We start from the raw sequence: 24164 nt of genomic DNA on the forward strand, positions 1-24164 counted from the left end.
ACGGACAAATTCGGTACACAATTTTTAGAAAAATTTTTGGGTTTCGAATTCAAAACAAGGGGTGGGGTACTTCGGATTTGATTCTGTGAATTTGGTACGAAGTTATTCGCGCTACATCCCTCCCACCCCAGTACAAAGTCCCCACCCCACTTCGGATTTCGTTTTTCGCGTGCCCTTGCGCGTTCGAAAAAAGCATTCGAACGCTTTGAATTTCTGGTGTGTAGTTTCTCTCAACTCATCTATCCAGGAGTTCATCATGGCCTACGTATCCACCCGCACCCACGCCGCAGTCGAGCAAGAAGAAAAGCATCCTTTGAACAAGGAAGCCGTTGCCAATGCTGCGGGCCTACTCATCCGCAATACCGTGGTAGCCACCGTCACTACCAGCAAGGCTGTCGGTCAAGGCTTCTGGCAAGGACTGCGTGGCAACGCCTACGTCGAGGAAGAAGTGAAGTCCGCACCACGTCGTACACGGCGCTAAGCACATCTCCCGGAGCAATCCGGGCAACCCACCACACAGGGGACTCACATGAACATGCTCACGTTCCTGTCACATCTGGATCTCATGCCGCTACTTTACGGCATCATCATATTCTTAGGTCTGTGGTCGATGTGGCACAAGCTCAGAACCCTGCGACTGGTTTCATTCTGTGTTGAAGCCGGTGTTTTCTGGCTGGTGTTCAGCCTACACGGCGGCACGATGGCAGGCGGCTTTGCCGCAACCGTAGCAGCGCTACTTGCTGGCCGCATATTCAGACCGAGGAAAAATGTATGAGCAAAATCTTCATCAGTGAAGACGATCTGGGCGAGGCAGCCCAGTTCGTGCTGGATCAGGCAGACGAAACGGCTGATCCGCTGCACATTCTGCTGGCACGCGAAGACGACCCGGACGAAGCGTTCTTCGCCGCGTTGGAAGAACTGCTGCGCGAGCGCCGCGTTCATCGCACCGCCACCTTCCACTAATCAGTCGCTATCCAGCCCAAGCGACGACGGACGCTGTACCCGTCACTCATCTCCCGCACATTCGAAAGGAAATACCATGTCTATCAATCTCGACCTGACCACCCTCATCATGGCCCTGCCTGAACAAGCCCAACGTACCGTGCTCTACGGCCTTGTCGGCTCACTCAATGCCCGCGTCATTGGCTCGTGCGCCCGCATCGTGCAATATGTGGAGCGCGAAGGCAGTGATGTGAGCACCGAGATCGTCAACGGCTTCGCCAAGACTGCGGAAGACGCACGTCTGCGAGCCGACCTAGGCACCGGACACGACACGTGGCTGGAACTGCTTGACACCGTTGCACTGCGTGACAACCTGCACGCACTGCTCGCTTCGGTCGTCAATGACGATGAAGTATTGCCCTACTCCGGCACCCTCGCCTTCATGACCTCGGGCGAGGCACGTGTGCCCAACAAGGAGCAACTCGATGCACTGGTTGCAGCCCTTGCCACACCCGGGCTGACCGCCGAGGTCGTCACCACCGTCTACAAGGCGGAGGTGGCCCGCCAACGCGCCGAGATGGCAGCCAAGTCACACAGCATCATGGACGTGCTCACCGCACTGCCTTACCCGGAGGACTACGACGAAGAAACCGACTACTTCTGCCGCCTGCCTCATCTCACCCAACTGGCAATTACCAACAAGGCGCTCGATGCACTGAACAAGGCACGCAACAACGTCGTGGTCGGGATGCTGCAACGTCGCTCATCAGCCAACATCGGGGACATCCCGTTGATCAATGCGGCAATGGGCGAGGTGGACGTCGCCCTCCGCAACGCCGACAGTGGGCTGGACAACACCACCGCGCAACAGATCGCTGAACAGCAGGTGGCGGAGCACAAAAAAGCAGTGCGTCGTTCAGCCGCAGCGAAGAAAGCCGCCGCAACACGCAAGCTTACAAGGTGCAAGACCGGCGAGACCGCAACCGTTCCTGCATGACAGACAACCACTCCGCCTTGTGCGGGGTGGTTTGTTCTCAGGACAAACGACTACGGGACTAAATTCTAATTCGTCCATTCAAAATGCTTTGGGCATAGTGCTAAAAATATGCAGTAACAATGTTACGGTTTGTTACGAAATTTCAAACCTCTACTGGTAAATATAATTTTTAAGCCATTTTACAGCTCAATTCTCAGTTCTATGTACTAACTCTAAAATTTCATAACAAATCGTAACATCGTTACAAGTCTTGTGCCACAACGGTTTCCGTGTAGCAAAGTTGTTACAAAATCGCGTTTGTAACGAAATTTCAGCCCTGTTCGGAGCAACCCCGGTCAACAGCGAAAATGCGGGTATTTGGTTCGAAAGAACAACAAAGCCAAAATGTAACGATTTTCGGCAAAGATTGTAACAGGGATTAAGGGGTGGGTCGGAACGCATTTTGCGCCCGTGTTGACGCATAACGCATATTTACACTGAATAACCACTTTTACATGTCGACAATGTTCTCCTGCCCGACACCTCATATGCATTTTGATACACCCTAACGGACAGCGGAAAACAATCAAGCTAAGCGATACACTATATTCTGTCCATGTATGCTCATGAACATACGCCCTCCAGCTTCGCGGTTCACTTTCTGTTGAAGCTTCCAATTTGCACGCATTTCCACTCACAAAGAATTTTGCTTTTGTTTCATATAAATATGAGCGTAGTCGGAGCAGACAAGGCTCAAAACAAACGTCATCAAACTGCAACATAAAAACCAGTTGCAGGTTATCAACCCTAGAGAGGAAACAGAATGAAACCAAACGATCTGAAGCTGAATGTATTGTCTGCTGCGCTTTCTGCATCAAACGATACCTATCCGAAATACAAAGATGCAATTCTCAAAATCATGACCTATTCCGCGCAGGTCAAGGGCTATGTACTCCCAGGCCTGAGTCATGCTGAAAACTGGCCGGGCGGAAAAGATGTTTACGCAAAAACCCAAGAGGATTGGGCCAAAACTACCGGTAGTCTGCGTGCCTGGGCAGTGAATGTCCTCGAAGATCTGACCTTTATGCCCGAATACCTGCTTCGCGGCAGCGTATTGATCATCATACCGACCTTGGATGTATGTATCTCGGACGTGGATCGCTTGATCAAAAACCCGAAAGACCAGCGCTTCAAGCAAGACTTGCTGGACAATCTCAACATCCTTGACGAAAAATTCAAGGGTTATAACGGGCGCATCGACACACTGATCAAGACACTTGAAGATCAGCGCAATGTCTTTGATACCCAGGCAGCACAAATGAGGACAATTGCGGATAACGCAATGAAGACCAAGGGTGTCGATCAAAACAAGATCAAGAAACTCAACCAGGAAATCGACCAGCTTCAGGCCGACATCACTGCACGTGCTATAGCAATCGCCGGGGGCAGTGTCGCCGCTATTCTGGGTATTGCCATTGGTGTCGTGGGCATTGGACTGGCTGTGGCCACAGGCGGGGTAAGTCTGTTCCTCTTGATCCCTGCTCTACTCATCACTGCAGGTGGTGCGTACATCATTGCCACCAACGCGATACAGATAGAAGAAGACAAGGCCAAGATCGCTATCGACAGCGCTCATATCACCGAATTGGAAGCTGATGTAGTGCTGTTGCAGAAGATGTCGGAAACTCTTTCCGGCTTCGCCAATCAAGTTGCCGAAATGAAGACGGCACTCAGCACAATCATTCAGCCGTGGTCGGAAACCTCCAAGTATCTCCAGGCATCCATAGCTACTATAAAAGGAATGGAAGAATCTACCAGCGACGACTGGGTCGCAGTGAAAGGGCAACTCGAACTGATCAGAACAGGTTGGGACGTGGTCACTGCTACGATGAAGGAAATCACCATCGACGGCAAGATGTACCCGAATGCCAAGCTCGAAATTGGTATGAACGATACACAAGTCAAACAAGCACTTGATGCGAGCAAGTCGGTAAACATCGTTCAATACCTTGCTGCTTGATAACTTGACCTTGTAATAGAGTAAAAAGCCCTCAGATTTGAGGGCTTTTTGTTTGTGATTCTGTGAAACAGGAGGCGCCGATAAACTTGCTCCAAAGATGAGAATCTCAGGCCTCCCGTATCCGTACCTTATTGGACAAAATCAAAAAACACCAGTAGCAAGTTCTGTGATTTCGATTGAGAAATCTTGTGTAGGTGTCTCACAGTACTTGCTACCATCAGCATTATCACAGATAAGAGCGAAACCAAGCCCCCCAAAATTTGCTATATCATTAACATACGCATTGTAATTGTTGCGGGTTGTAAGGCTTGGATCGAGTTCCGTTTTATCCGTGAAAGTTCTATTAATATGCTGGACTCTCCCATAACTATCAGTATAGGTTATCCAATACGTTTCAGCCCCTTTGGTAACTTGCATCGTAACGTCGTACGTTACATTATCTGACAGCCAGTGCGTATTTTCTGTAGTGATAGTATTGTTATTAGACCCTATGTCAAAATCGTATCCATAATGCGAAGGCGAAACAGCAGGAGGAACTATCCAACTTGACGCCATGTTGCAGTAGGACTTATTCAGGCAATATCTCTCGAAAAGTAGATCATTGGCAGAATCAGGGCTTACCGGATCATTAACCTTGAAGATCATTCCTCTGCCAACATACTCAACTCCCGATGCTTTAGGAGAGAGAATCATATTGGAACGGGTGAGCACTGCAATATGAGCGCCCGGCACCATTGCCGAGAAGAAGTTACTGGCTTTAAGTTTGAAGTGTACCCATTGAACATTTCCTACTGCATTCCCATTTCTGGCAAAAATAGGTCCTCCTTCATTACTTATCGCGTCGTTGTACGTGTTAAACCACCTATTGCCAACGGCATTCTTTCCAAACTTCACCCACCCAAAATCAGAGTAATACTCATTTCTCTCCACGATCCCTGACGATTTTATAGACTTAAACTCAACCGTCGTCGGGATACACGGAGATTGTAAATCTATCAAAGAGTCCCCTGAATAATAATTAACACCATTTGATGATGCGATATGGTTGTATATTCCCAAACATCCCGACGAGATTGCGGCCTTTGCTTGAAAACTAAATGTACACAACACCGCGCAGGTCGCCAGAGATAAATATCTATTTATAAACACTTTTTCTTCCTAACGTTGCAGTTAATAAACTTTTCATGCCATTAAAATACGGAGAAATCCAGCATCACTAGCAAACGAAACACTAAAAAATTGTCATACAAATGAAATATTCATGATGCTATTTGTCATGTTACCAGACTAACTTAAGTAAATATTTATATCGAATTGGGGATTCCCCTGTAGTTAGAAAGTATTAACACCATTCGATGACACACCAACGATTTAAAATCACATATATTTTGGCAAAACAAATACCTGCCACGAGCCACTTCCACTCTGTCCCTATTTTTTCTCCTTGCAGTCTCTAAAACTCTCTGCCAGAGTAACAACCCGTTCTACCGGAATCATCATGCCTGCAATCAAGCTGACCTTTCTCTCTGGGAACACGCCCCTCACCAAGCGGATCGTGAAGAACCTTGACGGTTCAATCACTAAGCACGGATACCCGCATGTGGCGAACTTCACAAGCAGGACTGTGCCAGTCAGCACGCTGAGGGATTTTCACGTCGCGCTATCTGAGTCTCTAAAGAAATCTAACAAGCCATGCTTGTTGAAAGGCACGATCCAGAAGGATCTGTCCAACGAGTCACGTGCCAAATCCACGTCCAGCAATACCAGCACGGCATGGGTCTGTTTCGACCTGGACCGTGCCCCGTTTTCCAGCCCTGAAGAATTCATGGCGGCTATCGGGTTGAAGGATGTCAGTTACATCGTTCAATACAGCGCGAGCTACAAACTCAATGCGAAAGACAGGACGCTCAGCGCCCACATCTTCTGCCTGTTGTCCTCCGCAATGCAGCCTGGACAACTCAAGGCATGGTTAATGCATTTGAACTTCACGGTCAAGGTACTGCGCAACGCATTGTCCCTGACCAACAGCGCAGGCAGTAACATCCACTATCCGCTGGACATCACGGCCTGCCAGAACGACAAGCTACTCTATATCGCTGAACCCACTTTCGTGGGAATGACCAGTCCGATCAAGGCAACAGAACGCGTCAAGCTCGCAGCCAAGGACTTGCCGCACATCCCCGTTGAGCGCATCGCCCTAAAACCGCTGGATGCCTTGAACCGGGAACGACGTTCGATCTGGAACAAGCTCCGCGAAAACGCGGGACTACCCGCCTGCACCGTCAAGATCAAACAGCAAGGGGAATATACCGTCCAGAACGGCCTGGGGCAGATCTCGGGTTATGAAATCATAGACGACGGCGGAGAGTATATCCGCTACAACCTCGCCCATGCCGATGGCAGCATGGGCGACAGCGCTGCGTACTGGCATCCGCGCACGAACTTCGAGCTTCTGCATTCGTTCAAGGGCGAAGACAGCATGCTGATGAAGGAGGTCATGCCAGAGCGCTATGCGGAGCTGACACGTGAACTCAAAGGTGAGTTGCAATCGGTCAGCGAAGATGGCGATGTAATGCTGGCCTTCCGCAATAGCGAAGACAGCGAATACTACAGTTGCCTGTGGAACGAAGCAGAACACACGCTGTGGCTCAAACGCGTGAAATCAAAGGACGCGCTCAACGATTGGGTGCTCAGCCACGGGCGCCAGCCTGGGCCATTCATACCGACGTGGCGTATCCACTTTGATCCGACCACGAATACCGTAGTCAATCTGGATGAGAAAACCATCAACACATTCGTCTTGCCACCACTGCTGCGCAACCATGATGAGACAAAGAGCAAGACATGGAAGCACATCAAGATACTGGTGACGCATGTACTGGGTAACAACGAGGATTGCGTTGAGCACTTCCTCAATCACCTTGCCGTCGTCTTCCAGACCCGCCAGAAGCCGGGGACAGCCTGGGTGCTGCATGGCATCTACGGCACAGGCAAAGGGATGTTGGTCAACAACGTACTGCGCGGCATCTTGGGTCAGTACGTAGCCATCAAACCTGTGGGGCAACTTGAAGACCGCTTCAACGACTGGATTGCCACCGCACTCATCGGCTTCGTCGATGAAATCGAAGTCGATGCATTGGTCAGCAAGAGTATTGATGGCGATCTGCGCAACATGATTACCGAGCCAACCTTCTCGGTACGTCGTATGCACAGCTCGTCGGTCGAAGTACCGAACTACACGATGCTCATCTTCAGTGCGAACAAACCGCAGCCTGTGCGCATCCCGCAAGGAGACCGTCGTTACAACGTTGGTGACTATCAGGCCGTCAAGCTGGAGGTGATGCTACTGAGCGAGCACAAGCTGACTACCGCACAGTTTCTGAAACACATCGAGAACGAGCTTGCTGCGTTCACACATTACCTGATGACCCGAAAGGCAGACAGACAGCTCGCACGCACCATCATCGAAACGGAAAACAGAAAGCGGATTCAGGAACTTTCCATTACCAGCGTGGAGGAGACCGCCAGGGCCGTCCTCACAGGAGACATGGAAAGGCTATTCGGTTTCATGCCAGATGAAGCCCTGCTTGAAGAAACCGGGATGGTGAACTTCATCGCCTCGTCCTACGCAACGCTGATCAAGCGCTGGGGCAAAGAGTCTGTGTCGTACATCAGTCGTGATGAGCTGCAAGTGGTTTTCCAGCACTGCGTGGGCAACATACCAGAAAGTGCAAACAAGTTTACAAGCTACCTGAGACATCACGACATTGTCATCAAAGCCATTCGGCAAGGCAACCGGGTTTTACGCGGCATCGTTGTCGAGTGGCAACTGACACCGGAGCTGAAGGCAGAACTCTTTCCACCCAAGCCACCGCTCAAGAAACTCAGAAGCATCAAGTAGGCAGAAACCACACAGGACATTTTATATGGGCGAACAACGCATCAGAAGCTGGTCGTACTCCAGGCTTATCGACTTCGAATCCTGCCGCTTCAAGGCATGGTTGAAGTACGGCGCACGCATTCCAGATCCGAGTCCCTCCCCTGCTGCAGATCGTGGCACAGCCATTCATGCGCTGGCAGAGCAGTTTGTCATGGGGAAGATCAAGACACTTCCTAACGAGTTGGTGAAATTCAAGGATGAGTTCCTGAGCCTCAAGGCCAAGTACAAACAAAAGACCGTCACGCTTGAAGGCGAATGGGCTTTCGACCAAGACTGGAATATGTGCGACTGGAGAACTGGCTGGCTCCGGCTCAAAGCAGATGCCACCGTAATGCTCAGCCCCAAGCACGCACTAGTCGTCGACCATAAAACGGGCAAGCGCTTCGGCAACGAAATCAAACATGGCGAACAGGTTCAGCTCTACACCCTTGCCATGTTGCTGCGCATGCCGCAAATCGAAAAGGTCACAACCGAACTCTGGTATCTCGACCTTGATGAGATCAGCTCTCTAACGGTATCTCGTGAGCAAGGACTCAGATTCCTCAGAGGCTTCGATTCCCGTGGCCGCAGGATGACCGACGCCACCGAGTTCAGGCCCAACCCCAATGCCATCACCTGCCGTTTCTGTCCCTACGGTCCTCGCGGCACCGGCCACTGCAAATCAGGAGTTTGACATGCTGAACACGTTTTTGGCTGTTGGAGGTTTTTGCGTCGTTGTAGGTGCGATCAAGTTTTTCTACGAAATCTGGCGCATTCGTCGGGCCTACGAACGCTGCATCCGTGAGGGATGGATCAAGGAATGACGGCCCGCTGTCACGCACAAACAAAACGCAAAACGCGTTGTTCCAGGAATGCTACCCATGAACGCCAAGGATGCCCGGTCTGTGAAGCCCACTTCCATAACCCCCACTTTGTACGCGCACCAGAAACAGTCGGTAAAGTTCATGAAGCCTCGGCTCGAAGTTTTCGATATGAGCGATCCAGGGACGGGAAAAACCGGCTGCGAGATTGAAGACTTTGCACCTCGGCGCCGCAAGGGGGCGCCACCCGCCATCATTCTGGCAACGAAGTCCTTGCTGACTTCAGCATGGCAGGAAGACTTCAATCTCTTCGCCCCAGACATGCGCGTATCGGTTGCCTGGGCAGAAAACCGCGAAGAGGCCTTTGTGGTAGAGGCAGACGCCTATATCACCAACCACGATGGCGCCAAATGGCTGGCGAAACAGAACGCCAAGTTCTGGAAACGCTTTGAAGGCGGCACCTACATCATTGATGAGAGCACCGCATTCAAACACCACACCAGCCAGCGCGGCAAAGCTGCCGCGAAGATACGGAAACACTTCGAGTATGCCCGCTTGATGAGTGGCACACCTGCTCCGAACGGCATTCTCGACCTCTGGCACCAGATGCTCATCCTCGACGGAGGCAAGCGTCTGGGGAATTCCTACTACAAGTTTCGAAATGCTGCATGCGTTCCTGAGCAAGCTGGGCCGATGCCCAACATGATCCGCTGGATGGACCGCGAAGGCATTGAGCAGACCATTGCCGCGTTGCTCAAGGACATCACGATCCGGCACCGTTTCGAAGACTGCGTGGACATCCCGCCCAACACCATACGGCGAGTGGGATTCAAACTCAGCGCCCGACATATGCGGCTCTACAAGGAGATGGAAAACTTCCAGCTCCTGGAACTCAAGGACAAACGCATCACAGCCGTCAATGGGGCAGCGGTCTATACCAAGCTCCTGCAAATCGCGTCGGGCGCAGTGTATGACCAGGAACACATCGCCCAGCTCATCGACACGGACCGCTATGAACTGGTGCTGGATCTGGTCGAAGAGCGCCCACACAGCATGGTGTTCTTCCTTTGGCAACATCAACGCGATGCGCTGGTTGAACACGCTAAAAAACGTGGCCTGACGTTCGCGGTGTACGACGGAAGCGTTTCTTCCACCGCACGCACGCAGACGGTCAAGGACTTTCAGGCTGGAGCCTTGCGGGTGCTCTTTGCGCATCCGCAGTCAGCAGGCCACGGCCTGACACTCACCAAAGGCACCGCCACGATCTGGGCCTCCCCGACCCACAATCTGGAGCACTTTCTGCAAGGGCTCAAGCGGATCTATCGCATCGGCCAAACAGAACGGACAGAAACCATCGTGGTTTGCGCAGACGACACATGGGACAACGTCGTCTGGGAAGACAAATGCCTGATGAAGAACGCGAGAAATGACAGATTGATGGATGAACTCAAGCGCATGGCACACGTGCGCTGATTACCTACGGAAAGTACCCAATGAACCGCGCTACACCTATTGAAATGCGTAAGGCGCTCGAAGCCGTTGAAATCATGAAACGAGCTGGATTGCGCTTTGTCCCCATGCCTGTACTCAACGAACAGGACCACCAAGCCCTGGCCGCTCAGGTACAGGAAAGATTGAACACCATCCTCGCAGAGGTAGAAGGATGAGTGGGCCATACAAAGTAAGCACCATTACCGATGGGAATGGTTTCTACTATCTGGACGGACCGGGCACAGGGCACGGATACCACGGTGGATACCTGTTCCCCTATACACGCGCCAACAGCCACGAAGAAGCCAAGCGCCTAGAGAAGTTGCTCAACGATGCCTGGGAAGAAGGCTAGCGGGCCGCACAAAGAGAAATTCGCAAAGCACTGGGGATAGCATGAAATTCGATTTGAATCATCTCGTCACCCATGATTGGGAAACCTTCTACAGCACGGACTATAGCCTTCGTGCGAAGAAGTACAATACATCAGCATACATCCGTGACCCACAGTTTCTTGAACATTGCTGCGCCATCAAAATCGGCACGAAGAAGACCAAGTGCTACACCCGCAGCGATGCGATCAAAGCTCTACAAGATATAGATTGGAGCAATTACGATCTTCTTGCTCACAACAACCATTTCGACGGCGCAATTGATGCATGGCACCACGGCATTATTCCTCGCCGCTATTTCTGCACCCTTGCACAAACACGAGGGCTGCATTCAAACATGAGTGGGGCAGCTCTTGCCAAAATCGCAGAGTTCTATGGCGTAGGGAAAAAGAGCAAAACCTACCTTGCTCCAACGAAAGGATTGCGGAAGCTATCGCCAGAGATTATGCGGGGCTTGATGGATGGATGCATTATAGACACCGACTTGTGCTTTGAAATTTTCAAAAAACAAATTGAGGTCTTTCCCGAAAAAGAAATCGAGTTAATTGATCTAAATATCAGATTGTTCACCCAGCCCGTACTAGCACTTGATACAAATCGTGCACAGATTGCACTCAAGTACGAAGAACAAGAGCGCCTTCGCTCAATCGCCTACTCCAGAGTAGATGAAAAAACGCTGATCAGTAATCAAAAATTCGTAAACGCTTTGGCGGATCTCGGAGTTCAAGCCCCCACGAAGATTAGCAAATACAACGGCGAGATAACTTATGCTTTGTCTGAAAGTGACCTAGAGTTTATTGAACTTCTTGACCACGAAAATCTGAGCGTTGTTCGCCTTGTACAGGGGCGCCTTGCAGCCAAATCAACCATCATCGAAACACGAGCGGCCCGGATGATCCAGGCAGGAGAGAACGGCCAGCGATTGCCCGTGCTGCTGAACTACTACGGGGCAGCAACCGGGCGCTTTTCGGGGGGCAACAAGCTCAACTTCCAGAACTTGCCACGCGTTGACTTCGATGACAAAGGAAATGTCGTCCCAATGTCAGGAGAACTGCGAAAATCAATCATCGCGCCTCCTGGGCATGTCATTGTCGTGTGCGACTCCTCGCAGATTGAAGCAAGAACACTGAATTGGTTGGCTGGAAATAGCGAGAAACTAGATGCATTTCGTCATAAACGGGACATTTACTCAGAGCTGGCAAGTGAAATCTATGGACGTCAGATCAACAAAAAGACCGACCCAAACGAGCGTTTTGTTGGGAAAGTGGGAGAACTTGGGCTTGGATATGGGATGGGCGCTCCAAAATTCCAGACAACACTCGCCATCGGGGCAATGGGGCCAGCGGTACAACTTCCGATGGCCCTCTGTAAGAAAGCGGTCAATACCTACCGCCGCGTCAACCCCCAAGTGCCAGCGCTCTGGAAACTGGCAGAAGGGATTCTCAAGGACATGTGCTTCAGTCGTCGCGGCAGCTACATGTGTCTTGAATGGGACGAAACAGATGTATGGTTCCCAAATGGCATGGGTTTGCATTATCCAGGGCTGCGAGCGAAACACACAGGAGACAAACTCAGCGGTTTCGAATACACCAAGAACGGAGCCAAGAAGCACATCTACGGAGGACTGCTCGTAGAAAACATCGTGCAAGGGCTTGCCCGAATCATCGTCACAGATCAGATGCTGGCTGTGCAAGCGGTCTACAACACCTGGAAGTTGCGAAAAGAGGAAATAGCCCGCATCGCATCCATGTCGCACGATGAAATCATCAGTGTCATCCCTGAGCGTCTGGCACAAAAGGCTTTGGAGTTAAATCTGAAATGCATGCGTGTGCCCCCCGACTGGGCACCTACATTGCCGCTGGATGCTGAAGGCGGTTTTGCCAAGGAGTACAGTAAGTGAACGTTGAATCTCAAATCAAGAAGCTTCTCGCCCAGGCGGCGCAAGGACGTAGTACGGGGGAACTGTGCATGGAGGTGGTAGGCCGACTCCCACCGGGCACCCAGATCCGCATCACGCATGCAGGTGTGCGCGTCACCCACAGCCGCTACATCGACAAGCTCAGCACACCTGCTGCGATTGACACAGCATTGAATCGCATGGCCTGACATCCTTCAACTCTCTAACAGTCTCTTGACTTATCTATCAGAGAGAATACACTTTGTACAAACAACGAGGACACTTCGTATGAAAGACACCGTGAAACCCCTCGGCACACTGATCGACGATCTGAACAAGATCCGTGAGAAGCGCCGGGTTCTGGCCGAGCAGGACAAGAAGCTGGAAGACGATTACAAGGATCTGGAAGCCCAGATCGACGCCCGAATGGTCTCAGAAGGCATGGAAAAAGCTACCGGCAAAACAGCAACAGTGAGCTTCAGCACGGTGGTCGTTGCCAACATTGTCGACTGGGATGCTGTCTGCAAGTACACCAAACGCACGGGCAACTTCCAACTCTTTCAGCGCCGCATCAGCGATCCGGCTTTCCGTGAACTGCTCGAAACAAAGAAGGCAGCGATCCCTGGCCTAGAAGCGTTCGAGAAGCGGAAGTTGAATCTCCGCGCCCTCTGATCGCCTCATTCTCTAACACTCTCTAAAAAGGAGTATTCATGGCTACCGCCAAACCCAAAGCACCACCCAAAACCACCAAGCCCGGCACCGCCGTTGCAGTCAGTCGTGCCAAAGTGAATCTGCCTGCTTTGCCTGAGAATCTGCAGGAGCAGATGGACAGCGAAATCGCTGCATTCCAGAACCGTCTTTCCGCCCCTGGTGGCGACCGCATCAAGGTCTCGCAGGAAAAGCTCTTCGAGCTGCCCAATGGAGATACCTCGGACGAACTGGACTGCATCATCGTGGATTTCGTGTCGTTCAACGCCTACTACGAAGGCGCCTACAACCCGAACAACATCACACCGCCCAAGTGCTTTGCCATCGGCCTGGAGCCGACCGGCATGATCCCCAGTGCCAACAGCCCGGAATGCCAAGCCGAAAGCTGCACAGCCTGCTGGGCCAATGCCTGGAAGTCGGGCACCGGCAACGGCAAGGCTTGCAACAACACCAAGCTGCTGGCCGTACTGCCGCCTGATGGCGACATGGAAACCCCGCTGATGATCCTCAAGGTCTCGGCAACGGGCCTCAAGGCTTATGACTCGTATGTGGCATCCGTCGCCCGCACCTTCCAGCGCCCGCCACGTGGCGTGCTGACCACGATCACTTTCGACCCGAATGTGACCTATGCGTCGCTGCGTTTCGGCAATCCACGTCCTTGCGACAAGAACCAGTTGGCCCTGGCCTTCGCACGCAAGGAAGAAGCGCTGCAACGGCTGCTGACCGAGCCGGATGTGTCGGCCTTCGCTGCTGAAACCCCGGCTCCGAAGCCCAAGGCGCTGCAAAAGCCTGCGGCCCGTAAACCTGTTAAGCGGGCGGCATAAATGGCGGTGCGCGAGTGGTACATGCAGCTCGCGCTTCAGTCATACCGGAAGCTCGTCGGAGTAATCGGCGAGCTGACGGAAGAAGAAGTTCTAGCTGCACTGTCGCTGGAAAAGTCGTCACGGCGTCGCAAATCAATCATCGACGCCCTGACGCGCAAAGCTGCCGAGTTCAATCGGCAAACATACCTCACATCTCTGAAGGAGAAATAGCACTATGGCACGTCAAAAATCCGTCGTTCTGTCCGCCGCCGAAAAGAAGGAAGTCGTGGCAGGTCTCAAGGATCAGATCAAACAGATCACCACAGACCTCAAGCAACTGGACAAGGACCACAAGGCCGTGGTCAAAACTCACGAGGCCACCATCAAGGCTCACGACAAGGCGGTTGCCGCTGCAACCAAGGCGCTGGAAGCCGCACGCGCCAAGCTGGAAGCGATTCAAACTCCTGCGGGCGCAGCAGCATAATCATTCTACGCCTTGGGTTATGCCCATAAAGGCATGGGCATAACCCCCTTTCTTCACGGTTTGGCGTGCAACACAAAGTCACAAACTAGATCCGCTCGATACATCTGGAGACAAAGCGTGAACAATAATGTAGTGATCAGCGCCAAAACACTTGGTACTGGCACAGACGCGGTGATTTACTCGATCAGCGCAATCAGCTTTAATGGGGAACGGTTTCAGCGATTCATCGACATCGATAGCTGTCTCAACCTGGGTTTGACTGTCGATGGCCGCAGCATCAGCACACTCGTTGACGAAGGTGGGCACGATGGCATGACTGTCAGCCTACAACAGGCACTGATGGATCTGCGCGAATTCACCGCGTGGGAAGAAGTCACCGTCTGGCTGGATATGGCACAGCACACCGCGGCACAGCTTGACACAGCCTATCGTCGCGCCGGGTTGTCGCTCCCCTGGCGGTTCTGGAATCTGCGCGACATCAATACCGCTGTTGGTGAAACACTGACCATTCATGGCAACAGCGAAGTCGTCGCGGAAGAGAGTGTTCGCGCACTGATGCCTGTCCTGGGGACACAGCATGCCCTCCGTCAAGCCTGAGAACACCTTCATCCATTCGGTGCACCGACACCTTTCACCCAGCACTTACCACGAAAAGATGAACAACCCCTACCACGGGGGAACACCTGACGTCTGGTATTCCGGGAACGCAGGAGACCTGTGGGTGGAATACAAATTCCTGCCGCGTGTGCCACAGCGCAGCATCGTGGTCGCCAATCTGTCAGAGTTGCAGAAAGACTGGCTTGAGCGGCGTCATGAGGAAGGGCGGACAGTTGCAGTCATCGTTGGCTGCCCGTCTGGTGGCATCATCCTGCGTGATCCTGAAGAATGGACGGCGACTTTTACTGCCGTCGAGTACAATAATCGGTTGTTAGACCGCAAGCAGATAGCGGCCTGGATCGCGCAAACAACCACGAGGTGACTATGCTCCGCGCCCTGGTTACAGCGACTCGCGTCGCTGGCCTTACTTACAGCTTGCTGTCTTCGACAATCTTGATTGGTTTCCTTCTTGTGGGGGTTGCCAAGAGTGTTGCGAAGCGCAATGGCTGAGTGACGACGGAATAGGGGATTACAGAATGAGCCAAATCAGATCCAGCAAAGGGATTTACGACCTGCTTGAGAAGCACTTGCGGTCCGCAGCATATCCAATGACCTGTGTGAACTTGATGGACATTGAGGAAATTCGTCGTGAAGCGCTCAAGGAGTACGGTAAGGACGTGCGCATAACGACGAACAAGCTCTCTGATCTGCTGGGCTTCATGTGGCGTCGCGGTCTGCTGACTCGCTACCCAGCTCCGAAGGACGGCGACTCCCTCGCAAAGTACGCGTATATCTGGGATAAGCAAGAGGACGCTCGTCCGACCCCCTCCCCTATTCCGTCGCCAGCTTCTTCAAGACGCAAAACAAGCGTTCAGATCGAAGAGATTCCTGGCGGGGTTGTTATCGAATTCGACAAGTTCACCATCACAGTAAAAGCAAAATAACTGGCTTAAAGACCATCCCATGCCCAGGCATGGGATGAATAAAGCATTCAACACCCGGCACTACAACGGCACAGTCACACCCACAAATCTAACAGTGTCTAATATTATATATCAGAGACCATAAGTCGCCATGAACACCAACCGAGTCGGTACTTCACATTTCGTTTCACAAGATGCAGCCATCAAGTATTACAGCGAGCAGTTTGTCGACGAAGCGGGTGTCAAACAAAAGCTTGAGGCCGGTGAAATTCACATTGGTGCTCCACACACAGAGCAAGGGCAGATTGCCAAACTCGACATGGATGGCCGTTACTACATTACGCCCACTGCCAAGCCCGAAGCACCAAGCCTCCCAAAAATCTTACGTTGTACGTGGACGCTAGATTTACCCGAAGGCTTTGGAACAGGATATGAATACAGCATCGTCAGACGTGACAGTTCCAGGTCGTTCGACACACGCCCAGAGGACAACCTGCTGCACCACGTGTTGATGGCTCTCCCCGGTGTAGATGGGCTCACCTATTGCCCAGGCGCAGAAGCAGTAGATGTCTCGGGCACTTTGCTTGAAATGGAACGTGCCCGACGACAGATCTCAGAAATTCTGCACAAATACCCGAGCCGCAAACAATACAGCTTGCGACTTGATGGGCTAAAGCTGTCTGCCTGGGATGACAAAGCAGATCGTTGCATAGAGGCAGAACGGAGTGTGGATGTTCTTGAAGACCCCCTCATCGACCAGTTCATCCGTTTGATAGATCAGCTTGATCAGGCACAGTCACACCCAACTCTCTAACGGAGTCTCAATTGTGAACACATATAACGTCAGAGTCCGTCGCCTCTACAGAGAAGAGCGCAGCAAGAACCTGCCTGCATCAATGGCACTGATTCATGCTCGTTACGAAGCAAAGTTTGGCGAGAAGTCAGTCAAGCGTCACATTCTTCCCGATCAGCATGAAGCCAGTGACGGTGAAGAAATCCACTTACTCACCAACGGCTGGAAAATCAGGGTCAGGTTTCAACGTGATGAAGATCACAACGCACCCTGGAGCGACTGCGACGGCATGGGGGTTGTCTGCGATGGACACGGACACCCCGGAGAACACAACGAATATGAAGAATGGGTTCTCAACTCTGAGCACGGCTGGTATCGGTGGTACGACTGGAAGGCCACGCTTCCGGAAGCAATCCGCGACGACTGGGACGCTCCACCCTATCGCACTGGCACCAAGCGCGAACAAGCCATGCGGGCCATGAAATCAAACTATGAGTTGCTGCGTCGCTGGTGCAACGACGACTGGTGGTACATCGGCCTGATCGTCACCCTGCTCGACGAAGACGACACCGAATTGGCCGAGGACTCGTGCTGGGGCTTTGAATCGGACGCGATGAACTACATCACCGAGCAGGTTCGCTCTTGGGCAGCACACATGATCGTCGAGGAACGCACGTCCCGGCGCAAGGCAGCCCATGCAGCACGGGTCGCACGGCGCTTCTCCGACGCGATGGCCGGCGGAATCTGAAGAGGAGAACAATCATGATGTACGCATTCAATGCCGAAACATCGAACGGAGCAGAGAAAGGCCTTGTCTTTGGTTCTGATCCAGAAGATGCCCAGTCCTACGTAGCAGAACAACTCGGCGTATCACCTGAGAGCGTAGTGATCATTCCTGAGTACGAGGATTTCATCGGGCATCAGTACGGCGGAATCGCGTTGCTCACAACAGGAGCATGACATGAAAGACATCAGCATTACCGATGATGTGCTCGATAGCCGTGACGTTGAGGCGAGGATTGATTTCCTCAGAATTGGAAACGACTTTCTGCCTGAAGACGTAACTGCAGATGAGTTGCGCAAGTGGCTTAACAGCGAAATCGCATTTGGCGACGGCGACGAGAGTGCTGGAGATGCTGCGGTCACGCACATCCGAGGTACGAAAGATCTGGATGATCTGGAGACCATGTGCGAGAGCATAGGCTTTTTCAGCGACGCTCTCCACATGGCCGGAGCACCCGACGACGCAGATGCCGCCGAGTGGTTCGAAGGGCTTTCTGAAGCTGAGCAACGTGGTGCCCTGGGCATCATTCAAAAATACATCATCGACGGGCTGAACACAGACCCAGATCGAATCGCTTTCTGTGAGCAGTTCGACGTGGAGTATCAGCGCTGGTTTGATGGAGTCACGGACGATGTTGACGAACTCGAAGAACTTGCTGACTGGCTGGATCTGCGCGAACAGGCAGAGGCTTACAACATGGAATGGGGCCGTGGTGCCGCCCTCATCTCGGCTGACCATTGGGCTACGTACTGTCAAGAGCTTGCGGAAGACATAGGGGCCATTCCGAAAGACGTGACGTGGCCTTGCAATCACATTGACTGGGAGGCTGCGGCCGAAGAACTGAAAAGCGACTACACCGAACTGGAAGTCGCAGGCCAGTCATTCTGGATAAGGAACACATGAACATGAACGCCAACGAACTCGCATGTGCCCTGCGCCAGTTTACGGGCACGGATCACTGGTATCGCCATCCGCTCAACAGAAACATGCTCTACACAGATGGCGTCAAGTATTTCGCTGATAACGCAGGCAACGGGGCGTATTGGTTTCTCGACATCTGTGCGACAGAACTCTACGAACTGCAAGCAGAAGAAGGCTTCATTTCGGTCTGGCTTGATGTGCAGGACGACAAGGCAATGATCGCTGCCGATGATGGCAACGACAAAGATCTCTATAGCAAGACCATCGAATACACCGACTGCCCTCCAGGCGAATGGAAATTCTTCTTTACGGACAAGGTTCTGCTCCTTACTTCGGAATACTGAACATGGAAATCAAAGTCACTCACACTCTAACGCTGTCTGAAGAAACCAAGTTTTTTCTGAAAGAGCTTTTCGGAAAGGTTCCTTCCTCCTCCACATCCTCCTGGCCTTTCCCTGAACGCCCGGAAGAAAGCCCTGCCTCACAGGCACCGAAAGAACGTCTCAATACCACACCGGAAGGTACAGCCACGACTCGCATCGGTGCAGAGACCAAGGCATCCATCCTGAAGGCACTGCCTGCAACGCTTGACGTGGTTGCCAAAAGCGTAAAACGCCAGCCGCTGATTGTTCAGGATCTGCTCAAGCTCCTGTGGGAGCGTGGCGAGGTCAAGTTCGACGGCACCGAATACTATCGGGAAGGAGATTGACATGGCACGCAGACTTGCCACCACGAGAGAAGTCTTTCACGCCTGGGCCAGCCGTCGACATTCCAATGGCTTGTGTGGGAATGTGCGCTTCGATGGCCCTGTGCTGTTCAGTTACGCGGAGCCCATTGCCTATCTGCTTGATGATGAGCGCGTGATGATCCGTTCCGAACGCTTCAGCGTAACCACTTCCAGCCACCAAAGCCTCGCTGCAAGTGCCGTGCACCACACGCAGAGAATTTATGCACCGCACCTGCCCTCTCACCCACTCAGTGAGCCGGAAGACATCCGCATTGTGCATGCTGAAAATGACCGCCGGTGGCTCAAGCAGGCGGACGAGCTGCGGGCACGTTACCTGGAAAACAAGCGAAAGACCTCAGTTCTTCGGGAACTGAACACGGTTCTCACTGAGCGTGACACCTACTCAACGTTCTTCGAGTTGGGGTGGACACGCCCGTCAATGGGCGAGATCGACGCACGTCTTGCCGAACAGGAGATAGAGTTTCACCGCCAAGCCCTGGCAAGGCATGAACTGGCGATGAAACTCGCCCAGGAGAACGCCGAAGAACAACAAGAGGCACTGGCTGACTGGCGTAAGCACATCGTCCGTCGTTACCCGTACTTCGAACAAACAGCTCTAAGACTCTCACAAGATCTGACAGAGATAGAGACATCCAAAGGAGCGAAAGTACCTGTATCCGTGGCAGAAACGCTATGGAAGCTCGCCCAGAAATGCCGGGCAGCATGCACACAGTATGTGCCCGCGAACGTTCATTTCAGTGTAGGTGACTATCGGCTTCTCCGCGTGGAGAACGACGGCTCCCTGGTGATTGGTTGCCACACCATTCCGTTCTCGGAGTTGGAGCCTATTGCCGAGCAACTGGGGCTTTGCAACAAGGAGGCCGCTCATGTCTGAAGTATTTATTGCGGGCTACAACGCTTTGGAGCAAACACGAAATGAATAGCAACTTCAAACCCATCCTCGCCTCGCCCGCAGACCTGAAGAATCTGTCCTGGCCGCTGCTGGCGTCGGCCAAGCTCGATGGAATTCGCGCCATCGTGATTGACGGTGTTGTGCTCTCACGCAAGCTCAAACCGATTCCCAATCTGCATGTGCAAAAACTCTTCGCCAAGTACGAGCACTTTGATGGTGAGCTGATCGTGGGAGACCCCACCAGCAAGAGCTGTTTCCGCGACACCACCAGCGGCGTGATGTCTGTCGATGGCGAACCAGATGTTAAGTTCTACGTGTTTGATCACATCGCAGAATCCAACGCACCCTACTCCAAGCGAATCAAGCGTGTGAAGGCCAGCAGCACGGCCAAGCATATCGTTCGAGTTGCCCAGCATCTTGTCCAGGACCTGGATCAGCTTCTCGCGCTGGAGAGGCAGCACCTGGATGCGGGGTATGAGGGCTTGATTCTGCGTGACCCGGAGGGCTGCTACAAGCACGGGCGCAGCACGGCCAGAGAAGGCATCCTGCTCAAGCTCAAGCGTTTTGAGGACAGCGAAGCCGAAGTCATTGGATTGGTTGAGCAGATGCACAACGGCAACGAAGCCACGACCGACAATCTGGGGCGCACCAAGCGCAGCTCACACAAGGCCAACAAAACAGGCAAAGGCACGCTGGGTGCGTTACAGGTCCGCTGGGGCGAAATCGAGTTCGAAATCGGTACAGGCCTGGACGACGAACTCCGCCAGAAGATTTGGGACAACCAGAACCACTACATGGGCAAGCTGGTGAAGTTCAAATACTTCCCCGTAGGCGTAAAGGAAAAGCCCCGCCACCCTGTGTTCCTTGGGTTCCGCGATGCAAAGGATATGTGACATGCCCGAATACACCGTTGTTTGGGAAATACAAATCTCTGCTGAGAGCCATGAGGAAGCGGCTGCGGAGGCTCTTGAGATCATGCGACGCCCAGACTCGATAGCCACTGTTTTTCATGTTACTGACAAAGATGACGTACAGGTTGTCTGCGACGCAGGAGAAGGTATCGTGCTGCGAGATGAGAGAGAGCACGGTAAAACACAAACATAGTCAACCCAAAGTAGCCATATCAACCATGTCCACACGATATAAAACCATAGCGCAGTTTTCCAGGGAATCCGGTTACACCGAACATGCAATCAGAGGAAAGATCCGCGATGGCGTCTGGATGGAACGACGTGTCTGGCGCCGCGCCCCGGATGGTCACATTCTCATTGATACAGAAGGATATTCAGAATGGGTAGAGAACGAAAACGGACTGGCGTCACAGCCATCTCCAGCTCATCAATCCAAATCACCTTCACGTACAAAGGTGTCCTTTGCCGCGAGCGAATCAAGCTGCAGCCCACCGCCGCTAATCTGACCCGAGCCGAACAGCACCGTGGCGCAATCATGGATGCCATCGCGCGTGGCACTTTTGACTACGCGGCCACCTTCCCTGATTCGCCCAAGCGTTTTCTTTTTTCCGAGAAGAAAGGGGACGGCTATCTCTTGTGCGTATGGCTTGAATCCTGGATTGACCGGCAAAGGCAGTTTTTGAAAGACTCCACGTGGGACGATTACAGGAAGATAGTGTTCAATATACTGATTCCAGCTTTCGGTAAAATCGCACTCTCCGATATCAAGCGCAGCCACATCCGGGAGTGGTGCGAGAAGCAACAAGCTGGCAACAAACGCCTCGCCAACATACAGGGTACGCTGCGCAGGGCGTTACAGGATGCACTGGATGATGACCTAATGGACACCAACCCACTGCATGGGTGGAAATTTGCACGGAGGGAAGCACCTAAATTAGAGGATGACGTTGATCCGTTCTCCGCAGATGAGCAGGAGGCCATCCTCAAGGCATGCGCCAACCCTCAGTATCGCAACCTGATCCAGTTTGCCTTTTGGTCTGGCCTGCGTACATCCGAATTGGTGGCCCTGGAATGGAGGGACATCGACTTCGGACGAGGCTTGATCCGCGTACAACGCGCCAAAACCCAGAAGTCAAAAATGGCGGAGGGAACCAAGACACGTAGAGGCACCCGCGAAGTGAAACTGCTTCCCGCAGCACGACGTGCGCTGGAGGCGCAAAAGCCTTTTACCTTTCAAGCAGGCGAGCATGTGTTTATCAACCCCAGAACCCAGCTCCCTTGGCGAGGCGACCAGCCAATCCGCCGGACAGTCTGGATACCGGCGCTCAAGCTCGCAGGCGTGCGCTACCGGCGTCCCTACCAGACCCGGCACACCTACGCGTCGATGATGCTCACTGCGGGTGAGTCACCTATCTGGATATCCGCGCAAATGGGGCATGCAGACACATCCATGATCTTCAGAAACTACGGACGATGGATAACGGATGCCATACCCAACGCTGGGGGCAAGGCTGCGGAAATGTTTGATAGGGGATTGAGCGGGCAGCAGGACTAAACACAGCACGCTGGTACGCACCAACTGTACAGGAGGGCATGGTTTTAATCAACGCCAGGAATCCTGCCTAATTTTTACTCATGCTAACCATCTATTCGAGCATGGTTATTGCCGCAAAGTGCGGAGGCGGATATGTTGAATATCGCATCGCTGAAAATACGTTCAGCATTTTCTGTTTATACAATATTCTTGGGCCTTAGCCTCTCAGGATGCAACACCGCTCAATACCTGAGAGAGACAAACTCCGTTGACGCTACCGGCGCTTTTCAGATCACAGACCGTGATGTCGTCGAAAATGTTGATTTGAGTTCTTTATTGATGGAGTATGCTCCTCGATCAATCAATGATATATGCAAAGACATAAACAAAACTGAACCCAGCCCACCAGCACCTTCATCTAGTGCGCCTGTATCTACAAACCCTGAAGGCGAAAAACTCAACAAAGCATTGGCATATTTCAACTGCCAGATTGCAGCAACCGCAGATCCTGGCGCAAAAATGCTTGCCCGGAATTCCGTACAAGAGCGATTGCTCGGTGCATCTCAACAGCGCTGCAACGCGTTCAAAGCCAATCTTCAGCGAACATTTTCTCGCAACAACTTTGGCCTCGGGGTACTGGCGACAATCAGCGCAACGCTTGGGGCTTTAACCACCTCCCCAACGGCAGCGACTCACTGGGCAGGCAGTTCCGCGATCTTTAGCGGGACGCGGGCTGAATTTAATCAAGACTACATGGCTAATCTTGCCGCACACATCATCACCGAGGGCATCGACCATCGCAGAGAAGTGGTGTATGACAAGATACAAACATCCGGTCAAAACAAGAGTTATCCAAGCTATCCAGTTGATGCTGCCATCAAGGATGCATTCTATTATCACGGCCAGTGCACTGTGTTGGCAGGCTTCCAGGAAGCCTCTGACGCAATCAAGTACGTAAAAGACCCTGGAATCAATACCTCTATCATGCAATTGGCTCGATTCAAAGCAGCAACCAGCATGCTGGCCGGGAACAGCCAGGAAGCGGTCAATTTCATGAAAACAGGAAGTGCGATTACAGATGCGACTCCGGCAACAGTAGGTTCGAAGTTGGACATAGCATCGCAAGGCAACTACGATGCAAGATTTACCGCAGCTGTTTCACAGCTAGAAAAGGCAAGGAATGATTTGAAAACATACTCTGCTGCCCGTAAAGAAGACGCAAAAAAACAAGCAAAGAAGGACCCCAAACGCGTTTATATAACTGAGAGTGAGTTTGACATTTCGTTTAAGGAAGAAAATGAATTGAAAACAATAGTAACCGACTGCGGGACCATAATCTCAGAGTTTCTTCAACACGCAAGCACCCGTATAGCTGGCACCACCTCTCCAGTTACAGTATTACGAGGAAATATCGAGGAAATGCAAGGCGCATCGATTGCACATGCAGCACAGCTACTCGCAGATGACTACACCGCAAAAGTAATCAGCACCAATAACGGTTGGACAGGATGGATCGAGTCTGGCAAGGAAGATAGCAAACCTGACTCAGCCCCCACGCTTGACGACACGTTAAAGAAAAACTTGGACGCTCTTTGCAAATAGTCCGAAGGA

Annotated in this window: 32 protein-coding genes; 31 read left to right on the forward strand and 1 reads right to left on the reverse strand. The window is 52.3% G+C overall.

The window, feature by feature from the left end; translation table 11 throughout:
- Positions 1-256: 256 nt before the first annotated feature.
- The 5 genes from B145_RS0119095 (at position 257) to B145_RS0119115 (ending at position 3938) form a co-directional block, all read left to right on the forward strand.
- Complete coding sequence (locus B145_RS0119095; RefSeq protein WP_018609517.1) at positions 257-481, forward strand: hypothetical protein; 225 nt, start codon at positions 257-259, stop codon at positions 479-481.
- Between the two features lie 48 nt (positions 482-529).
- A complete protein-coding gene (locus B145_RS0119100) occupies positions 530-775 on the forward strand; it encodes a hypothetical protein (protein ID WP_018609518.1) in 246 nt (81 codons plus the stop codon).
- Positions 772-963: a hypothetical protein gene (locus B145_RS0119105; protein WP_018609519.1), complete on the forward strand. Its 192-nt coding sequence runs from the start codon at positions 772-774 to the stop codon at positions 961-963. Before B145_RS0119100 ends, B145_RS0119105 begins: the two co-directional genes overlap by 4 nt.
- Before the next feature lie 76 nt (positions 964-1039).
- Positions 1040-1939: a hypothetical protein gene (locus tag B145_RS0119110; protein WP_018609520.1), complete on the forward strand. Its 900-nt coding sequence runs from the start codon at positions 1040-1042 to the stop codon at positions 1937-1939.
- Positions 1940-2741: 802 nt separating this feature from the next.
- Positions 2742-3938, forward strand: a complete 1197-nt coding sequence (locus tag B145_RS0119115; RefSeq protein WP_018609521.1) for a hypothetical protein — start codon at positions 2742-2744, stop codon at positions 3936-3938.
- Positions 3939-4079: 141 nt separating this feature from the next.
- Here the strand turns inward: B145_RS0119115 and B145_RS0119120 are convergent, their stop codons facing one another.
- Positions 4080-5087, reverse strand: a complete 1008-nt coding sequence (locus B145_RS0119120) for a hypothetical protein (protein WP_157288522.1) — start codon at positions 5085-5087, stop codon at positions 4080-4082.
- A 349-nt stretch (positions 5088-5436) separates the two neighbouring features.
- Here B145_RS0119120 and B145_RS0119125 point away from each other — a divergent pair, with 349 nt between their 5' ends.
- The 26 genes from B145_RS0119125 (at position 5437) to B145_RS0119255 (ending at position 24155) form a co-directional block, all read left to right on the forward strand.
- Positions 5437-7839, forward strand: coding sequence for a primase-helicase family protein (locus tag B145_RS0119125; RefSeq protein ID WP_157288523.1), 2403 nt, complete (start codon positions 5437-5439; stop codon positions 7837-7839).
- A 25-nt stretch (positions 7840-7864) separates the two neighbouring features.
- Positions 7865-8551, forward strand: a complete 687-nt coding sequence (locus tag B145_RS26350; protein ID WP_018609524.1) for a RecB family exonuclease — start codon at positions 7865-7867, stop codon at positions 8549-8551.
- A 1-nt stretch (position 8552) separates the two neighbouring features.
- Positions 8553-8681 (forward strand): hypothetical protein, encoded by a 129-nt coding sequence (locus B145_RS29545; RefSeq protein WP_018609525.1) that lies wholly within the window; start codon positions 8553-8555, stop codon positions 8679-8681.
- 57 nt (positions 8682-8738) lie between these two features.
- A complete protein-coding gene (locus tag B145_RS0119140; RefSeq protein ID WP_018609526.1) occupies positions 8739-10151 on the forward strand; it encodes an SNF2-related protein in 1413 nt (470 codons plus the stop codon).
- Positions 10152-10171: 20 nt separating this feature from the next.
- Positions 10172-10345 carry a DUF1382 family protein gene (locus tag B145_RS28820; RefSeq protein ID WP_018609527.1) on the forward strand — a complete coding sequence of 58 codons (174 nt, stop codon included), beginning with the start codon at positions 10172-10174 and terminating at the stop codon, positions 10343-10345.
- Positions 10342-10521 (forward strand): hypothetical protein, encoded by a 180-nt coding sequence (locus B145_RS0119150; protein WP_018609529.1) that lies wholly within the window; start codon positions 10342-10344, stop codon positions 10519-10521. Before B145_RS28820 ends, B145_RS0119150 begins: the two co-directional genes overlap by 4 nt.
- Positions 10522-10562: 41 nt before the next feature.
- A complete protein-coding gene (locus B145_RS0119155; protein ID WP_018609530.1) occupies positions 10563-12458 on the forward strand; it encodes a DNA polymerase in 1896 nt (631 codons plus the stop codon).
- Positions 12455-12664, forward strand: coding sequence for a hypothetical protein (locus tag B145_RS0119160; RefSeq protein WP_018609532.1), 210 nt, complete (start codon positions 12455-12457; stop codon positions 12662-12664). Before B145_RS0119155 ends, B145_RS0119160 begins: the two co-directional genes overlap by 4 nt.
- 79 nt (positions 12665-12743) lie before the next feature.
- On the forward strand, positions 12744-13127 hold the full coding sequence (locus tag B145_RS0119165; protein ID WP_018609534.1) for a hypothetical protein: 384 nt from the start codon (positions 12744-12746) through the stop codon (positions 13125-13127).
- Between the two features lie 38 nt (positions 13128-13165).
- Positions 13166-13987: a hypothetical protein gene (locus B145_RS0119170; RefSeq protein ID WP_018609536.1), complete on the forward strand. Its 822-nt coding sequence runs from the start codon at positions 13166-13168 to the stop codon at positions 13985-13987.
- Entirely contained in the window at positions 13988-14197 is a 210-nt protein-coding gene (locus B145_RS0119175) for a hypothetical protein (protein WP_018609537.1), read from the forward strand.
- Positions 14198-14201: 4 nt separating this feature from the next.
- Positions 14202-14450 carry a hypothetical protein gene (locus B145_RS0119180; protein ID WP_018609539.1) on the forward strand — a complete coding sequence of 83 codons (249 nt, stop codon included), beginning with the start codon at positions 14202-14204 and terminating at the stop codon, positions 14448-14450.
- 117 nt (positions 14451-14567) lie between these two features.
- Entirely contained in the window at positions 14568-15047 is a 480-nt protein-coding gene (locus B145_RS0119185) for a 3'-5' exoribonuclease domain-containing protein (RefSeq protein ID WP_018609540.1), read from the forward strand.
- Positions 15028-15429 (forward strand): hypothetical protein, encoded by a 402-nt coding sequence (locus B145_RS26355; RefSeq protein ID WP_018609542.1) that lies wholly within the window; start codon positions 15028-15030, stop codon positions 15427-15429. The genes B145_RS0119185 and B145_RS26355 overlap by 20 nt, the downstream gene beginning before the upstream one ends.
- 154 nt (positions 15430-15583) lie before the next feature.
- On the forward strand, positions 15584-15991 hold the full coding sequence (locus B145_RS0119195; protein WP_018609544.1) for a hypothetical protein: 408 nt from the start codon (positions 15584-15586) through the stop codon (positions 15989-15991).
- Positions 15992-16121: 130 nt separating this feature from the next.
- Positions 16122-16784 (forward strand): hypothetical protein, encoded by a 663-nt coding sequence (locus B145_RS0119200; protein ID WP_018609546.1) that lies wholly within the window; start codon positions 16122-16124, stop codon positions 16782-16784.
- 13 nt (positions 16785-16797) lie between these two features.
- Entirely contained in the window at positions 16798-17511 is a 714-nt protein-coding gene (locus B145_RS27750) for a hypothetical protein (RefSeq protein WP_157288524.1), read from the forward strand.
- Positions 17512-17525: 14 nt separating this feature from the next.
- Positions 17526-17723 carry a hypothetical protein gene (locus B145_RS0119210; RefSeq protein WP_018609550.1) on the forward strand — a complete coding sequence of 66 codons (198 nt, stop codon included), beginning with the start codon at positions 17526-17528 and terminating at the stop codon, positions 17721-17723.
- 1 nt (position 17724) lies between these two features.
- Entirely contained in the window at positions 17725-18450 is a 726-nt protein-coding gene (locus B145_RS0119215; protein ID WP_018609552.1) for a hypothetical protein, read from the forward strand.
- Entirely contained in the window at positions 18447-18812 is a 366-nt protein-coding gene (locus B145_RS0119220; RefSeq protein ID WP_018609554.1) for a DUF6876 family protein, read from the forward strand. The genes B145_RS0119215 and B145_RS0119220 overlap by 4 nt, the downstream gene beginning before the upstream one ends.
- 2 nt (positions 18813-18814) lie before the next feature.
- Entirely contained in the window at positions 18815-19177 is a 363-nt protein-coding gene (locus B145_RS0119225) for a hypothetical protein (protein WP_018609556.1), read from the forward strand.
- A 1-nt stretch (position 19178) separates the two neighbouring features.
- Positions 19179-20090 (forward strand): DUF8033 domain-containing protein, encoded by a 912-nt coding sequence (locus tag B145_RS0119230; RefSeq protein WP_018609558.1) that lies wholly within the window; start codon positions 19179-19181, stop codon positions 20088-20090.
- Positions 20091-20131: 41 nt separating this feature from the next.
- Positions 20132-21001: an ATP-dependent DNA ligase gene (locus B145_RS0119235; RefSeq protein WP_018609559.1), complete on the forward strand. Its 870-nt coding sequence runs from the start codon at positions 20132-20134 to the stop codon at positions 20999-21001.
- A 1-nt stretch (position 21002) separates the two neighbouring features.
- Positions 21003-21212 carry a hypothetical protein gene (locus B145_RS0119240; RefSeq protein ID WP_018609561.1) on the forward strand — a complete coding sequence of 70 codons (210 nt, stop codon included), beginning with the start codon at positions 21003-21005 and terminating at the stop codon, positions 21210-21212.
- Between the two features lie 186 nt (positions 21213-21398).
- Positions 21399-22574 (forward strand): site-specific integrase, encoded by a 1176-nt coding sequence (locus B145_RS0119250; protein ID WP_026259302.1) that lies wholly within the window; start codon positions 21399-21401, stop codon positions 22572-22574.
- A gap of 132 nt (positions 22575-22706) precedes the next feature.
- The gene (locus B145_RS0119255) at positions 22707-24155 is read left to right on the forward strand and encodes a hypothetical protein (RefSeq protein ID WP_157288525.1); all 1449 of its coding nucleotides are present in this window, start codon (positions 22707-22709) and stop codon (positions 24153-24155) included.
- Positions 24156-24164: the final 9 nt, after the last annotated feature.

This window comes from Uliginosibacterium gangwonense DSM 18521, assembly GCF_000373965.1.
In the GTDB taxonomy this organism is placed as follows: Bacteria; Pseudomonadota; Gammaproteobacteria; order Burkholderiales; family Rhodocyclaceae; genus Uliginosibacterium; species Uliginosibacterium gangwonense.